13 protein-coding genes are annotated in these 14,172 nt (G+C 72.1%); 2 read left to right on the top strand and 11 right to left on the bottom strand.

Annotated elements, in window-relative coordinates:
* Positions 1–57: 57 nt before the first annotated feature.
* The 5 genes from ACERMF_RS10525 to ACERMF_RS10545 all read right to left on the bottom strand — a co-directional run bounded on the left by ACERMF_RS10525 (position 58) and on the right by ACERMF_RS10545 (position 7,341).
* Positions 58–1,188 carry a winged helix DNA-binding domain-containing protein gene (locus ACERMF_RS10525; protein ID WP_373669036.1) on the bottom strand — a complete coding sequence of 377 codons (1,131 nt, stop codon included), beginning with the start codon at positions 1,186–1,188 and terminating at the stop codon, positions 58–60.
* A 53-nt stretch (positions 1,189–1,241) separates the two neighbouring features.
* The gene (locus ACERMF_RS10530) at positions 1,242–1,493 is read right to left on the bottom strand and encodes a DUF4242 domain-containing protein (protein ID WP_373669037.1); all 252 of its coding nucleotides are present in this window, start codon (positions 1,491–1,493) and stop codon (positions 1,242–1,244) included.
* Positions 1,494–1,565: 72 nt separating this feature from the next.
* Positions 1,566–4,178 carry an AAA family ATPase gene (locus ACERMF_RS10535; protein ID WP_373669038.1) on the bottom strand — a complete coding sequence of 871 codons (2,613 nt, stop codon included), beginning with the start codon at positions 4,176–4,178 and terminating at the stop codon, positions 1,566–1,568.
* Between the two features lie 77 nt (positions 4,179–4,255).
* Entirely contained in the window at positions 4,256–6,325 is a 2,070-nt protein-coding gene (locus ACERMF_RS10540; protein WP_373669039.1) for a glycogen debranching N-terminal domain-containing protein, read from the bottom strand.
* Positions 6,322–7,341: a glycosyltransferase family 4 protein gene (locus ACERMF_RS10545; protein ID WP_373669040.1), complete on the bottom strand. Its 1,020-nt coding sequence runs from the start codon at positions 7,339–7,341 to the stop codon at positions 6,322–6,324. Before ACERMF_RS10545 ends, ACERMF_RS10540 begins: the two co-directional genes overlap by 4 nt.
* Before the next feature lie 131 nt (positions 7,342–7,472).
* On the opposite strand from ACERMF_RS10545, the gene ACERMF_RS10550 reads away from it, so the two are divergent.
* Complete coding sequence (locus ACERMF_RS10550; protein ID WP_373669041.1) at positions 7,473–8,057, top strand: trans-aconitate 2-methyltransferase; 585 nt, start codon at positions 7,473–7,475, stop codon at positions 8,055–8,057.
* Here ACERMF_RS10550 and ACERMF_RS10555 read toward each other — a convergent pair.
* Entirely contained in the window at positions 8,024–8,401 is a 378-nt protein-coding gene (locus ACERMF_RS10555; protein ID WP_373669042.1) for a response regulator, read from the bottom strand. The two genes, ACERMF_RS10550 and ACERMF_RS10555, sit on opposite strands and share 34 nt — an antisense overlap.
* The gene (locus ACERMF_RS10560) at positions 8,398–9,396 is read right to left on the bottom strand and encodes a PAS domain-containing protein (protein WP_373669043.1); all 999 of its coding nucleotides are present in this window, start codon (positions 9,394–9,396) and stop codon (positions 8,398–8,400) included. Before ACERMF_RS10560 ends, ACERMF_RS10555 begins: the two co-directional genes overlap by 4 nt.
* Before the next feature lie 161 nt (positions 9,397–9,557).
* Between ACERMF_RS10560 and ACERMF_RS10565 the strand changes: the two genes are divergently transcribed.
* Positions 9,558–9,779, top strand: coding sequence for a hypothetical protein (locus ACERMF_RS10565; RefSeq protein ID WP_373669044.1), 222 nt, complete (start codon positions 9,558–9,560; stop codon positions 9,777–9,779).
* Between the two features lie 24 nt (positions 9,780–9,803).
* Here the strand turns inward: ACERMF_RS10565 and ACERMF_RS10570 are convergent, their stop codons facing one another.
* The 4 genes from ACERMF_RS10570 to ACERMF_RS10585 form a co-directional block, all read right to left on the bottom strand.
* Positions 9,804–10,538: a hypothetical protein gene (locus ACERMF_RS10570; protein ID WP_373669045.1), complete on the bottom strand. Its 735-nt coding sequence runs from the start codon at positions 10,536–10,538 to the stop codon at positions 9,804–9,806.
* A 193-nt stretch (positions 10,539–10,731) separates the two neighbouring features.
* The gene (locus ACERMF_RS10575) at positions 10,732–11,298 is read right to left on the bottom strand and encodes a DUF4287 domain-containing protein (protein WP_373669046.1); all 567 of its coding nucleotides are present in this window, start codon (positions 11,296–11,298) and stop codon (positions 10,732–10,734) included.
* Positions 11,299–11,308: 10 nt separating this feature from the next.
* Complete coding sequence (locus ACERMF_RS10580) at positions 11,309–12,598, bottom strand: PAS domain S-box protein (RefSeq protein ID WP_373669047.1); 1,290 nt, start codon at positions 12,596–12,598, stop codon at positions 11,309–11,311.
* Positions 12,599–12,679: 81 nt separating this feature from the next.
* A complete protein-coding gene (locus tag ACERMF_RS10585) occupies positions 12,680–14,137 on the bottom strand; it encodes a glutamate synthase subunit beta (RefSeq protein ID WP_373669049.1) in 1,458 nt (485 codons plus the stop codon).
* Between the last annotated feature and the right edge of the window lie 35 nt (positions 14,138–14,172).

The raw sequence follows: 14,172 nt of genomic DNA on the forward strand, positions 1-14,172 counted from the left end.
GACGGTGGTGGCACTCCGGGCCGTGGCCGGCCGTCGCACATCCGGGCAGGAACCCGGTCAGGCACCCAGGACGCGGACCTCGGCGGCCGGCAGGTCCGTCCACCAGCGCCGGTACCGCCCGTACACGTCGGCGTCGCGCTGAGCGAGCAGTTCTGACAACGGTTGCGCCTCGGCGGCCAGGCCCAGCCAGTCCTGGTTTCGCAGGGGATGGAACGCCCGCGCCTCGATGCCCCCCTCGACCGGGCGCCACACCCCACACACCTCACCGTCGACGAGCAGCGTCGGAAGCACGTCGCCGTTGCGGCGCGTGACCAGTTTCCGGTAGGCCGGAGGGACGAGGCGGCTGCGGTCGAGGTAGGCCAGCAGGACGCTGTCCCACATCGGTAGGAACCGGGGCGGGGCGGGGACGTCGGCATCCGGAACGACGCCCTCGGGGACGTCGAACAGCACGCGTCCGTCGGGGCCTTCCAGCCTGACGAGCCGATGCCGCAGGGACTCGATCGCGGCGCGTACGACCTTGCGCTGCTGGAGCGCGAACTGGGCCACGTCCTCGGCCGTGGCGGGCCCGAAGCCCTCGAGGTAGCGCCAGACCAGGTGTTGCAGCGCGGCCTCGGCATCCTCCGCGGGCACGGTCGGCGCGGCACGAAATGCCGGCCGAGTGCCGAAGGTCCACGGGGCGTCCGTCGGTGCGTGCACCACCGGCGCGAACGTGCGCATCGCCCACCACAGGCCCGGACCGTGCGAGGCGCCGAGGCGGTCCGCGAGCATCGCCTCGATCTCGGCCTTGGTCCGCGGTGTGCGGACGAAGGCGAGCAGTTCGGGCAGCAGGTCGTCGACCTGTTCGATCGTCAGCCCCGTCGCGTTGAACCGGCGGTCGTTGAGCCGGGATGCACGCAGGTTGCGCACCATCGCGGCATGGAACCTCGGATGGTCCTCGGCGGTCACGGCATGCAGGGTGATCCGCATGAGCGTCGCCTTGACCACGCGGTGCGCGGCGAAGGCGGCGTCCAGTTCGGCCGGTTCGAAGCCGTCGAGCCGGTTCCACAGCGCGAGATAGGGCGACGCCGGTTCCTGGGCCTGCAGCGCGACCACACGGTGCACTCCCGCGACGACGCCGATCCGCTCGCGCTGCAGGAGCAGCTGGCGCGCCAGCGTGGCCCGGTTCAGTTGGCGTGCGGTGACGTCCATGCCCGCAATCTAGGTCGCGATCGCGGACATCCATGGACGCCACCTGGCACGCGTCAGGAGTACTCGCCGACCTGGAAGATCTCGTCGGCCACCAGTCCGTGGGCCTCGCGATGGACGGTGTTCGCCGTCTCGGCATCGGGCGCCTCGACGAGGCAGAAGATCCTGCCGGCCTTCTCGTCGACCCAGTACCGCTTGTAGTCGACGCCGTAACGTTGCTGCGTCTCGAGGTCCTTGGCGTGGGCGTCGGCGACGTCGGTTGCCGACACGCCGCCTTCCATGTGGTGTACGTCCATGAACAGTGGCATCGGTCGCTCCTCGTCCGTCCGATGTCACCGACGCTACGGGGCGGTCACACGGGCGCGCATCGGGAGCCTTCCCTAGGTTGCGTCGCGGCCGGCGGGGGCCGTGATGTCGAGACGGGTAGCGGCGACGGCGAGCTCGAGCCTGCTGCGTGCCTGCAGCTTGCGCAGGATCGCCGAGACGTGATGACCGGCGGTCTTCGGCGAGATGAACAGCCGCTCGGCGATCTCCGCGTCGGACAGCCCTGCCGTCACGAGCGCGAGGACGTCCGCCTGGCGCGGAGTGAGCCCGGCGGGGTGGGCGACGGTCGCCGGTCGCGGTCCGCGCGGGACCGGGGCCCCGCGGTCACGCAGCCGTGCGCCGATCCGGGCGACGAGGGGGCCTGCCGACAGCTCGGCCGCGAGGTCGAACGCCCGTCTGAGCCGGGTGACGTCGCGGTCGCGGCTCAGGGCGGTGGCCTCCTCGTAGCTTCCGCCGAGCCGCCGCCACGCCTCGGCAGCGGGCGCCGCGTCCCCCGAGGCGAGGAGACGGAAGGGCTCGGCGGCCTCCGGTGGAAGGTCAGCGAGCAGACCCGCCTGGTGGCGCCAGTACCCGAGCTCGCCGATGGCCCAGGCGTGCCCGATCCGCAGCGCCTGGTCGTACACCTGGGCCGTGAGGCCGTCGGGGACCGGATGCGCGCTCGACCAGTGGGCGCGTTCGGCGAGTCCCGCGGCCGCCGGCCACGTGCGCTGCAGGTCGCCGGTCGTCCGGGCGAGCTCCCAGGCGTCGTCCAGCGGCGCGGATGCGTCGTAGTGGCCGCGGCGAACCGCGACGCGCCCGAGCACCGTCAGGGCGACGATCGTGGTCACGGTCGCGACATGGGGCAGGGCGAGGAGTTCCCGCGCCTCCTCCTCGGCGTCGATCCACTTCCCGAGCTCGAAGTGGACGCGGGCGCGCCAGGCACGCAGATAGTGCCCGAAGTAGTCGAGCCGGCGGTCGGCGCAGAAGGCGATGCCGGCCTCGAGGTGCGGGATGGCGAGGTCGTAGGCCCTGACCTCCGCCATACCGGACCCGAGGTTGCCGTAGGCGCGCGCCGCATCGTCGTGATAGCCGAAGCGTCGTGCGAGCTCGAGGCTGCGCTCGAGCTTCTCGCGTCCTTGCTCGGGCAACCCGCCGAGGTACTCCGCCGCCCCCACGTTGTTGAGCGCGTGCACGAGCGTCCGCGTGTCGCCGTGCTCGGTGGCCAGCGCGATGGCGGCATTGCCGTGCCGGCGCGCCCGTTCGAGGTCACGTCCGAGCATCGCGAGTTGGGCCAGGTTGCTGTGCGCCATCGCCAGCGGCGCCCCGCCCGGGACATCGGCGAGCAGCTCGAGCGCCTCGCGACCGGCCCGCTCCGCCTCCTGGTTCTGCCCCGCCACCCAGGACATGCGCGACAGCCAGCGGAGGCTGTCGCCAAGTTGCTGGTGATCGCCGAGCGTGCGTCGGATGGCGACGGCACGGGCCCGGCTGGCAACGGCGCCGACGGCGTCGTCCGCGAAGTAGCTGGCGAGCGAGTGCCGCTCGAGCAGGTCCACGCGCTCCTCGGGCGGAAGTCGTGCGGACCAGCGCAGGGCGCGGGCGTACTGGGCGGCCGACTCCTGGTGCGCGCCGAGATCGGCGGCCTGCTCGGCCGCTTCGCGCGCGTGTCGCAGGATGGCCTCCGCGTCGCCGGCAGCTTCGGCGTGGTGCGCCAGGTCGGCGACGTCGGCGGCCGGATGATGCTCGAGCCAGGCGAGCAGGCGCCCGTGGAGCTGCGCGCGCCGCCCCGGCGGGATGGCGTCGGCGACGACCCGACGCGCCAGGTCGTGGCGGAAGCGCAGGCCCGCCGGGCCGTCCACGAGCACACCGCGTTCGACCCCGGCGTCGAGCGCTGGTGGCGCCGCGTTCCCGACCTCCAGCGCCAGCCCGGTGGGGATAGGCGGGCGGGCCAGCGCCAGGACGTCCAGCAGCGCCCTCGCGTCGGGAGGCAGACCGGTCAGCCGCGCGAGCACGGCGTCCCGGACGGTCGACGGCAGGACGGCTGGGTCCCCGGCCGCAAGGATCTCGGTCACGAAGAACGCGTTGCCACCCGTCACGCGGTGCAGCGACTCGACATCGGGGTGGGCGCCGGCAAGCGCGCGGATCCCCTCGAGCGTCAGCGGAAGGAGGGGCACACGAACGACGTCCGGCGAGGTGGCGAGATCGCCAAGCAGTGCCCGCAACGGGTGGGCGGCGTGCAGCTCGTCGTCGCGGTAGGTCAGCAGCAGCAGCGCCCGGCAGGAGCCGATCCGCCGTGTCACGAAACGCAACAGGTCGAGCGTCGCGTCGTCGGCCCAGTGCAGGTCCTCGATCACGATGACGGTGCCGACAGGCCGCTGACGCAGCAGGTCGAGGAACGCGCCGTGGCGTTCGTCCGCCGAGCTGTCGGCCTCGAGCACCGCCGCGAGCTGCCCGCCGGCACTCCCGGCGATGTCACGGAGGGGTCCGTGCGCTCGCGGGGTCGTCAACGGGTCGCAGCAGCCCCATCGCACCCGCGAGCGGGTGGCCGCATCAGCGACGAAGGCCCGCGCCAGCGACGACTTGCCGACCCCGGCCTCACCCGAGACCAGGACGACGCGTCCCGCACCCCGCTGGCTGCAGCGGAACGCCTCCCAGAGCACGGCGAGCTGGTCGTCGCGTTCGAGGAGATCCATCCCTCACCACCCCCGGCCGACCGACCGAGGCTACTCCTGTCCCGCGTGGAGCGCCGTGGTTTGGCGGGAAACGTCGATCAGTGCTTCTCGATCAGGACGTCGATGTCGATGTCGTGCACGCGGACGGCGACGTCCCCGTCGCGGATGCTCAGGTCGAGGGTTCCGCCGGCGAGCGGGATACCGGTGAGCTCCAGACGCTCGAAGGGCGCCGGGATCATCGGACGCACCGTCAGCCGGGACTGCGGCACATGCGCTTCGATGCCGAACAGCGCACGGACGAGCAACAGCACACCGCCCGCCGCCCATGCCTGCGGTCGGCACGAGGTGGGATAGGGAACGGGGAGTGCCGCGAATTCCGAGGAGAAGCCCGAGAAGAGCTCGGGCAGCCGGTAGTTGAAGGTCGGCGCGGCGCGGACCAGTCCCCGCAACAGGCGGGTGGCCTCCTCGGCGTGCCCGCCACGTGCAAGGCCCCAGACCGCGATCGAGGTGTCGTGGGGCCACACGGCACCGCAGTGGTAGGACAGCGGGTTGTACCCGCCGCCGTCGGCCGAGAGGGTGCGCAGCCCCCAACCCGAGGCGAGATCGGGACGTCCGAGACGCTCTGCGACGAGCGCGCGCTCGGCCGCGTCGAGCAATCCGGTCGCGAGCAGGTGTCCCATGTTGGACGCGACGCCGTCCACCGGCGTCTTGTCGCCGTCGAGCGCGACCGCGGGATACCGCCCGTGGGCGTCCTGCACCCAGAAGGCGGTGCGGAACCGGTCGGCGAGGTCAGCCGCCCACGCACGCCAGGCGTCGCCACCCGGTCGGCCGAAGTGGTCGAGCAGGTCCGCCCCACGGACCGCAGCCTCGTAGGCATAGCCCTGGACCTCGCACAGGGCCAGCGGCGCCAGCGCGATGCGGCCGTCCGCGAACCGGATGCCGTCGCTGGAGTCCTTCCACCCCTGGTTGGCCAGCCCACGTTCGCCGTGACGCAGGTACTCGATGAAGCCGTCGCCGTCGGGATCGCCGTGCGTGCGCATCCAGGTGAGCGCGGCTTCCACGTGCGGGAGCAACGGCAGCAGGTCTTCGTCGGGAAGCCCCCAACGCCAGGCCTCGTTGGCGAGCACGACGAACAGCGGTGTCGCGTCGACCGATCCGTAGTAGAACGGGGGCAGATCCCCGCGCTCGGCCAAGGCGCCGCGGCGGACCTCGTGCAGGATCTTGCCCGGCTCCTCCTCGGTCCCCGGGTTCGACCGGCGCCCCTGTCGGCGCGCGAGGACACGCAACGTGCCGCGGGCGAGGCCGAGGTCGTAGGGCAGCGCCATGAAGGCGGCCCAGATCGAGTCGCGCCCGAACAGCGTCAGGAACCAGGGGCTCCCGGCGGCCGCGAACCGGTCGCCCGGGGCTTCGGGATCCTGCAGTTCCAACGACCGCAGATCGCCGACCGAACGCCGCACCAGCCGACTGAAGCGGGTCTCCGAACACCGGATCGACGGCGCCGAGGTCACGGTCCCGGCCACGCCCCGCATGGGGGCGGTCAGCTCCTGCCGGGCCCGCGGATGCGGGGCGACCTCGCCATACGCGTCCGACGCCGTTGCCTCGACGACCAGCGTCTGCGTCGTGCCCGGGTCGATCCGCACCTCCGCGGTCAGGATGCCGTCCGTCGCGGCTCCCCCGGGCATACGAACCTGGGTGGTCTCGACGCCCTCGGCGCGCCGGAGCCAGACGCGGTCGCCGTCACCGCTCGGCTCCACCTCGTCGAGCGTGCGGCCGTGCTTGACGTCGAAGACGTAGGCGAAGTCGGTACCCACGCGAAGCGCGACCGTCAGGACCTGCGGGTACGCGCCATGGTTGGCGAGATCGATCTGCTCGCAGAGTCCGCCGTCGACGACCCGACGCCGGGTGATCGTCACGGTCGCGTCGATCTCGGTGTCACGCGACGGTGGGAGGTAGGCATGGAACACCGCACGGTTGCCGCCGACCGAGGCGCCGGCGAGGTGAACCGGGGTGAGGCCGTCGACCAGGAGCTCCAGCCGGTGCAGGAACCGGGTGTCACGGACGTACAGGCCGTGGTCGCCGCCCGGCTCGATGTCGCCGTTGGGACCGGAGATGGCGAACGAATCGGCTCGCACGCAGACGATCTCACTGAGGGGCCCGAGGTCGGTCACGTCGTTTCCACTCCGGTCGGTCGCGCGACGAGGCGCTCGTACAGGGCCACGTACTGCTCCACCATGCGTGACGCCGAGAAGCGTTGTTCCACCCAGGCGCGGCACGCGTGGGCATCGATGTCGCCGACCCGGGTGGCCGCCTCGGCGAACCCGACGAGGTCACCCGGCTCGACCAGGTAGCCGGTCTGTTCGTGGCGTACGAGCTCCGGTGCCGCGCCACGCCGGTAGGCCACGACCGGCGTGCCGCAGGCCATCGCCTCGGCCATCACGAGCCCGAAGGGTTCGTCCCACCGGATCGGGACCAGCACGGCCCGTGCGCGGGACATCAGGTCGGTCTTCTCCTCGTGTCCGACCCCGGTTCGCACCTCGACGTCGACCTGGTGCATCGCGGGGGCGATCATCGACGCGAAGTAGTCGATCTCCAGCGGCTCGCTGACCTTGATCGCCATGACGAGCGGCAGTCCGACCCGGTCGGCCACCTCGATCGCCACCTCCGGCCCTTTGTCCGCCGACGCACGGCCGACGAACAACAGGAAGTCCTCCTTGTCCGCGCGGAACGGATATCGCTCGAGCGCGACACCGTTGTGCACGACCCCGGCGAGTTGCACGTCCGCGGGGGTACGGCTGGCCTGGTCGTGGCTGATCGCCACCAGCGCGACCCGGTCACAGATCGCCCGGTACAGCGGCGCGTTCGCGTCGGTCCAGCAGCCGTGCAGCGTGTTGAGCACCGGTGGCCGGTCGACGATGCCGGCGGCGATGGCCGGTCCGATCGCGCCCGTGTGGTCGTGGATGACGTCGAAGCGTCGCGGGCGCGCATAGGCGGCCAGCACGTGCGTCGCCTCGTACCAGGGACTGCCGATGTGCAGCGACGGTGCATCGTCGAAGACCGTCTCGAGCGTGGCCCTGGTCACGCTTCCCCCGGACGCGGCCAGCGTGACCTCGTGGCCGGCGTCGACCAGGCCGTCCGCCAAGGAGGCGACGATCCACTCGATGCCCCCGTAGCCGGTGGGTGGCACCGGGAACCACGGTGGGGCGACCTGCAGGATGCGCGTTCCCGGTCCTCCGTGGTGGTCGCCGATCCGCGTGCGACACGCCGTCTACGGTATCCCTGGCCCGACCTCGGGAGCACCGACGAAGGAAGGCCCGCATGACCGACTGGGACGGCGCCGACTACCAGCGTCGGATCGAGAAAACCCTCGCCGACCGGGATCCGCACGGCGAGGTGGTCTTCGTCCAGCGCTACGGGCCGCGAACGGTCCTCGACGCGGGCTGCGGCACCGGACGCGTCGCGATCGAGCTGGCCGACCGGGGGGTCGACGTGGTCGGCGTCGACGTGAACGCCTCGATGCTCGAGGTCGCGAAGCAGCGAGCCCCTGACCTGCCGTGGGTGCTCGCCGATCTTGCTGCGCTCGACCTGGGGCGCGCCTTCGACGTCGTCGTGCTGGCTGGCAACGTGCCGCTGTTCACCCCTCCCGGCACGACCGCCGCGCTGATCGCCGGGTGTGCCCGCCACCTCGCGCCGGATGCCGTCCTGGTCGCCGGCTTCGCGCTCGACGGGCGGTACACGATCGGGCAGTACGACGCGGAGTGCGAGGCCGTCGGCCTGATCCTGCACGAGCGCTATGCGACGTGGGACCGCGAGCCGTTCGCGAGCGGCGACTACGCGGTGTCCGTCCACCGCCCACGCGGACGCACCGGTCAGGTGCCGTCGGCCGCGACGCCGGTCGCGTAGAGGACCTCGATGACGCGGGCGAAGTCCTCGCCCTTGACGAGGCAGTCGGCGGCCCCGAGCGACCTGGCCCGCTCCAGGGTCGCCGGATCGGCGAAGCCGGTGAGCACCACGGCGGCGGGGCGGACCCGGCCTTGCAACTGCTCGAGCACCTCGAGCCCGTCGAGGTGCGGCAGTCCGAGGTCGAGCAGCAGCAGGTCCGGATCGTGCTCGCGGACGGCCGCGAGCGCTTCGATGCCGTCCTCGGCCTGCGCCACCACGCGGAACCGCCCGTCCCGCTCGATCAGGAGGACCAGCAGGCGGCGGAGGCCCGGCTCGTCGTCGACGACGACCACCGTCAGGGTCATGCCCCGCCCCCGTCATCCACCACGGCGCGCAGCGCGCCGGGATCGATGGCGCCCTGGACGGCCGCGACCTCGCCCAGCAGTTCGGTGACGACGGTCTGGGCCGCGGTCACGGCTGCCATCGCCTCCGCTCGGGCCGTCTCGAGCTCGTCCAGATCGAGGGCGAGCACCACCGTGGCCAGGGCCTGCACCACCCGGTCGTGCACCGTCAGGGCGGTGCGCTGCTGGTCGGCTGCGCGATGCGCCAGCTCCTCGTGCCGCTGGAGCTCGACCTCGTCGGTGACGTCCCGCACCACCCCGAGCTCGTAGAGCAGGCCGCCGGCCTCACCGACCACCGGCTGAACCCTCACCTCGACGGTCCTGACGTCCCCGTCCGCGCGGACCACGCGATGTCGGTGCAGTGGACGGGACGGGCCTCCCCCTTCGGCGGCGCCGCCCATGGCTTCGACCGCGCCCCGGTCATCGGGATGGACGTGTTCGAGATAGAGGGCGCGGCTGGGCTCGACCTCGCCGGGTTCGTAGCCGAACAGCCGGAACATCTCGTCGGTCCAGGCCAACGAGTCCTCGGCGAGGTTCCAGTGGTACAGGCCGGTCCCCGTGAGCCGGCTGACCTCGTCGAGGCGACGTTGCGCCTCGCGCTCGGCGGTGACGTCCTGTGCGGCGCTGACGAACAGGTCGCCCCCGATGGCGACGGTGACGGCGTCGAGCGTCCGTCGACCCGCCGGCAGCTCCCGCACGACCTCGTAGCGGAAGGCGCCCGCGGCACGCGCCTGTCGGAACTGTTCCACGATCTCGGCGACGTAGCGGGCCGGGTACACCTCGCTCAGCCGCCGCCCGGCGACGTCAGCGGCGGGCAGACCGACCAACGCGGCGGACGATGGATTGGTCCACTCGACGACGGCGTCGTCGCCCCCGTCCCACCGCACGACCGCCAAGCGCGTCGTGGTGACGGCCGCGAGCCGTTCGAAGGCCGCGCCCCACCAGAAAGGATGCCCCATCACACCTCGGTCGACGACTCGTCGTCCGGAGACAGACTAGGGGCCGCCCCCGCCACGCGGGCCGGGTTGGGGCGAACCCGGCCGCTCCGGGCCGCGGTCGCGGGTCGGCGTGTCCTCGAGCGGGGCGTGTGCGAAACTCGCCGCAGCGACGGGAGCGCCGCATGACGAGCCACCACGAGGAGTTCGCCGACCCGGTCGTGATCCCGGGGCCGAACCTCCGCAGCCTGTTCACCGACACCGAGGACGCGATCGGCGACGCCGTCGTCATGGTCGAGTCCGACGACGCGCGGTCGTGTCCCGTCTGCCATCGGGCGTACGGCAGCACCACGCTCGTGTGCCACGACGACGGCGCCGCACTGATCGAGCAGCCGCCCCGGCCCTAGCGGCGCTGCGCCGCGCATTCGGCGTCAGTCCGCCGAGTCCGAGGGCGGCAGCGGCGTGTCGGCCACGAGTTGGTCGACGAACAGCGTCACGAGTCCGAGATCGGCCGGCGAGAACTCGCCCATCGGCTCGATGCAGCCGCGGTCGGCGTAGGCGGGGGCGGTGACCGTGACGTGCTCCCCGTCGTGCACGGTCCAGTACACGACGTGCCGTTCCACCTCGGTCCCGTCGGCGTCGACGAGCCGGAACCCGGCACGGACCCCCGGTTGGCCCCCGACGATGACGTCGATGGGTGGGGTCGGGTCGAACGTCAGGTTCGGACAGCCGGCGGCACGGTCCTCGCGCATGGACACCAGGAAGTCGTCGGCTTGGTGCGCCAGGTAACCGGCGGCGTCCCCGTCGTAGTGCTCCGGCAGCGGGTAGCGACCGAGCTCGAGGAAGCCCACCTGGCGCGTGCCGTCGAAGAAGCACAACAGTGGCGCGTCGCCCGTGCAGCCGCCGACCATCCAGCCGTTGGGCAGACCGAGGTCGAACGGCTGCTCCCAGTCGGCGACCAGCCGAGGAAGCGGTTCCATCGGCGCGTCACCCGACGGCGCGTCGACTCCGGGCTCGTCCTCCGGCGGGACCGGCTCCTCCGCAGGCGACCCGGGCGCATCCGGGGCGGCGACGCCGTCGGTGGGCGGCACGTCGTCGACGGCGGCGCCGCTGCAGCCGTACACCAGCAGGACGAGGAGCAGGGGAAGGAAACGGCGGCGGGACATCTCGAAGACCTCGGCTCGGCGCGCTCGGCGAGCGCTTCCGAACAGCCAGACGCCGGACGACCCCCGCGGGTTGCCGTGCACCCCCGCTTTCGTGCCGGGACACGAACATTGGGGGCGAGGGGGCGCTCGCGACGGCGGCCTCGCCACCGGTTTCGTGCCGGGGCACGAATGTGGGGCGACGGGTGGTCGGCGATCAGCGCTCGTCGAGGGCCTGCAACCAGTCGGCCCAGTAGGCCTGCCAGTACGCGACGTCGTCCGGGGTGGACAGCTTGGCGTGACTGACCGTCACGGTGACCCGCCCCTCGCCCCTGGGTGCGACCGCCAGCTCCGCCACACCCCCGCCCAGGGCGATCCGGACGTGCTTGGACGTCGGTCTCGAGCGGAGCGTGGTGGCTTCCCCGGGGAACAGCCTCGCGCGCCCGCTTGCGTCGAGCAGCTTCGCGCGCAAGGCGTCCGCGTCAGCCGCGATCGTCGCGGATCGGGTCGCGGTGAAGGTGCCGTCGGCCATCTGGTGCCGGAGGCGACGGCCGGTCAGGCGCTCCCACCCGACCGTCACCGCCTGCGCCCACCAGCCGTCGAGGCCGTGTTCCGACTGCAGCCACGACGCCACCGCGGTGTGGCCGTCGACAGCGTCGGGCCTGGCCTCGATCAGCTCGCACCAGTCGTCCCAGTTCCGACCGGTGTTGTCGCGCACCACGGCGTCCGGGTGTCCAGGGTCGGCCGTGCGGGTACGCGGGGGCACGGGTTGGTCTTCGGTCATCTCGTCGCTCTCATCCCCCGGAGGCGCGGCGGACCGTCTCGAGGCCGGCCGTTCCCGACCGGCGGCGTTTCGCCTCGTACATGGCCGCGTCCGCCCGCGACACCAGGTCGTCGGCGGTGGTCTCGTCGTCGCTGGGGGCGAACGCGACACCGACGCTGGCGGCGAGCTCGACCCTACCGGCGTCGATGCGTGCCTCGCCCGCGATCGCGTCGGCGAGCCGCTGGCCGAGCTGCAGCGCCATGGCGCGGTCGCTCGCCTCGCCGACGACCACGAACTCGTCGCCGCCGATGCGCGCCGCCACGTCCCCCTGGCGGATCGTCGCCCGAAGCCGTTCCGCGACCTCCACCAGGACCTGGTCGCCGGCACGATGGCCGAGGCGGTCGTTGATGGGCTTGAAGTCGTCGAGGTCGATGAACGCCACGGCGATGCCGGTCCGCTGCCGCTGTCCCAGCAGCAGCTCCAGTTGCGTGAACAGCACGCTGCGGTTGGGCAGACCGGTGAGCCCGTCCTGGGTCGCGCGGGCCTCCAACGACGCGAGGTACTGGTCCTCGATCGCTCGCCGCTCGGTGACATCGGTGTTGACCGACAGGGCCGCACGGGGGCTGCCGTCGGGGTGCCGCAACAGGCTCCAACGCCCCTCGACGAACACCTCGCTGCCCGATCGGTGCAGGTAGCGCAGTTCGCCGCTCCACTCGCCGTCGCGCAGCAGGTGTTCCAGCGCGTCGTCGACCTGCCGCGAATCCGGGCACACCAGCTCGCACAGATGCCGACCGACCGCCTCCTCCGAGGTCCAGCCGTGGATCCGTTCCGCGCCCCGGTTCCAGTACAGGACGCGGTGGCCGAGGTCGTGCGCGATGATCGCGTCGCTGACCTGGTCGAGCAGTCGCGCCTGGGCGTCGTTGCGTTCCTGGGCCTGCTTGAGCTCCTCGATGTCGGTGCAGGTGCCGAACCAGGTCACGATCGTGCCGTCGGCGTCCCGCAGCGGCTCGGCCCGTCCGAGCATCCAGTGGTAGGCGCCGTCGTGCCGGCGGAGGCGGTATTCGATCTCGTAGGGCTCGCCGGAGCCGGTCGCCTCGGCCCACCGGGCCGCTGCGCGCGCCCGGTCGTCAGGGTGGAAGGCATGGTTCCACCCGTCGCCGATGCTGTCCTCCAGCGTGAGGCCCGTGAAGTCGAACCACTGCCGGTTGAAATGCACGTGCCAGCCGTCGGGGCGGGTGACCCAGACGATCTGCGGCAGCGTCTCGAAGAGCTGCCGCAGCTGTGTCCCGCTGGCCCGCAGCCACTCGTCGCCCGGATCCATCGCACCTCCCTCGTCCGCAACGCTACCGGGGAGGTTCGGAGGGGCAGGATGCTGTTCGGACAGGTCTTCGCCGGCAGGCGTTCAGCGCAGCGGCGTGGCCGATGCCGGCAGCGGTGCGTGCAGCGCCGAGGTGCCCATCAGCTGCTCGTCCACCGACCGGGCGCACGCGCGTCCCTCCGCGATCGCCCACACGATCAGGCTCTGGCCACGACCCATGTCGCCACAGACGTACACGCCGTCGACGTCGGTGGCGTAACCATCGTCGCGCGCCACGTTGCCGCGGTCGGTGAGACCGACGCCGAGCTGGTCGAGCAGCCCGTCCTGCTGCGGGCCGACGAACCCCATCGCGAGCAGGACCAGGTCCGCCTCGAGCTCGAACTCGCTGCCCTCGACCTTCTGGAACCGGCCCTCGACGAACGCGACCTCGTGTGCTTCGAGCGCACGGACGCGACCGTGGTCGTCGCCGAGAAACGCCTGGGTGTTGACGCTGAAGACCCGCTCCCCGCCCTCCTCGTGCGCCGAGGAGGTGCGGAACCGCATCGGCCAGGTCGGCCACGGGTTCGCCGCCGGCCGCTCGTCGGGAGGACGGGGCATGATCTCGAACTGGTGCACGGACACCGCGCCCTGGCGATGTGAGGTCCCCAGGCAGTCCGCGCCCGTGTCACCGCCACCGATGATCACGACGCGGCGACCGTCGGCGGAGATCGGCAGGTCCTCGGGCGCCAGGTCGCCTTCCTGGAGCCGGTTGGCCAGCGGCAGGAACTCCATGGCCTGGTGGATGCCGTCGAGTTCGCGGCCGGGGATCGGCAGGTCACGCGCGACCGTCGCGCCGCCGGCGAGGACCACCGCGTCGAACGCCGCCCGCAGCTCGTCCGCGGTGACGTCGGTGCCCACGTCCACGCCGGTCCGGAACTCGGTGCCCTCCGCCCGCATCTGCTCGATGCGACGGTCCACGTGGCGCTTCTCCATCTTGAACTCGGGGATGCCGTAGCGCAGCAGTCCGCCGATGCGGTCCGCGCGTTCGAAGACGACGACGTCGTGGCCTGCGCGGGTCAACTGCTGGGCGGCCGCCAGTCCTGCGGGACCGGAGCCCACCACCGCGACCCGCCGACCGGTCTTGACGGACGCCGGGCGCGGCACCACCCAGCCCTCGTCCCAGGCGCGGTCGATGATCGAGACCTCGACCTGCTTGATCGTGACCGGGTCCTCGTTGATGCCCAGCACGCAGGCTGCTTCACACGGCGCGGGGCACAACCGCCCCGTGAACTCGGGGAAGTTGTTGGTGGCATGCAGGCGCTCGATCGCCTGCTTCCAGTGGTCGCGGTAGACCAGGTCGTTCCAGTCCGGGATGAGGTTGCCCAGCGGACAGCCGTCGTTGCAGAACGGGATCCCGCAGTCCATGCAGCGGCTGGCCTGGGTCTGCAGCTTCTCCTGCGCGAAGGGCAGATAGACCTCGCGCCAGTCCCCGACGCGCTGCTCGATCGGCCGGCTGGCCGGCAGCTCGCGTTCGTGCTTCAGGAAACCCCGAACGTCACCCATAGGTCTCTTTCACCTCGTCGTGTGCCCCGCCTGGG

The sequence above is a fragment of the Egicoccus sp. AB-alg6-2 genome (assembly GCF_041821025.1).
GTDB lineage: Bacteria > Actinomycetota > Nitriliruptoria > Nitriliruptorales > Nitriliruptoraceae > Egicoccus.

What these genes read in the sequence shown, in the direction of transcription:
- ACERMF_RS10565 (WP_373669044.1), top strand. Translation starts at nt 9,558, where the DNA reads ATGACGAGCCACCACGAGGAGTTCGCCGACCCGGTCGTGATCCCGGGG.
- ACERMF_RS10555 (WP_373669042.1), bottom strand. Translation starts at nt 8,401, where the DNA reads ATGACCCTGACGGTGGTCGTCGTCGACGACGAGCCGGGCCTCCGCCGC.
- ACERMF_RS10550 (WP_373669041.1), top strand. Translation starts at nt 7,473, where the DNA reads ATGACCGACTGGGACGGCGCCGACTACCAGCGTCGGATCGAGAAAACC.
- ACERMF_RS10560 (WP_373669043.1), bottom strand. Translation starts at nt 9,396, where the DNA reads ATGGGGCATCCTTTCTGGTGGGGCGCGGCCTTCGAACGGCTCGCGGCC.
- ACERMF_RS10530 (WP_373669037.1), bottom strand. Translation starts at nt 1,493, where the DNA reads ATGCCACTGTTCATGGACGTACACCACATGGAAGGCGGCGTGTCGGCA.
- ACERMF_RS10570 (WP_373669045.1), bottom strand. Translation starts at nt 10,538, where the DNA reads ATGTCCCGCCGCCGTTTCCTTCCCCTGCTCCTCGTCCTGCTGGTGTAC.
- ACERMF_RS10580 (WP_373669047.1), bottom strand. Translation starts at nt 12,598, where the DNA reads ATGGATCCGGGCGACGAGTGGCTGCGGGCCAGCGGGACACAGCTGCGG.
- ACERMF_RS10575 (WP_373669046.1), bottom strand. Translation starts at nt 11,298, where the DNA reads ATGACCGAAGACCAACCCGTGCCCCCGCGTACCCGCACGGCCGACCCT.
- ACERMF_RS10585 (WP_373669049.1), bottom strand. Translation starts at nt 14,137, where the DNA reads ATGGGTGACGTTCGGGGTTTCCTGAAGCACGAACGCGAGCTGCCGGCC.
- ACERMF_RS10535 (WP_373669038.1), bottom strand. Translation starts at nt 4,178, where the DNA reads ATGGATCTCCTCGAACGCGACGACCAGCTCGCCGTGCTCTGGGAGGCG.
- ACERMF_RS10525 (WP_373669036.1), bottom strand. Translation starts at nt 1,188, where the DNA reads ATGGACGTCACCGCACGCCAACTGAACCGGGCCACGCTGGCGCGCCAG.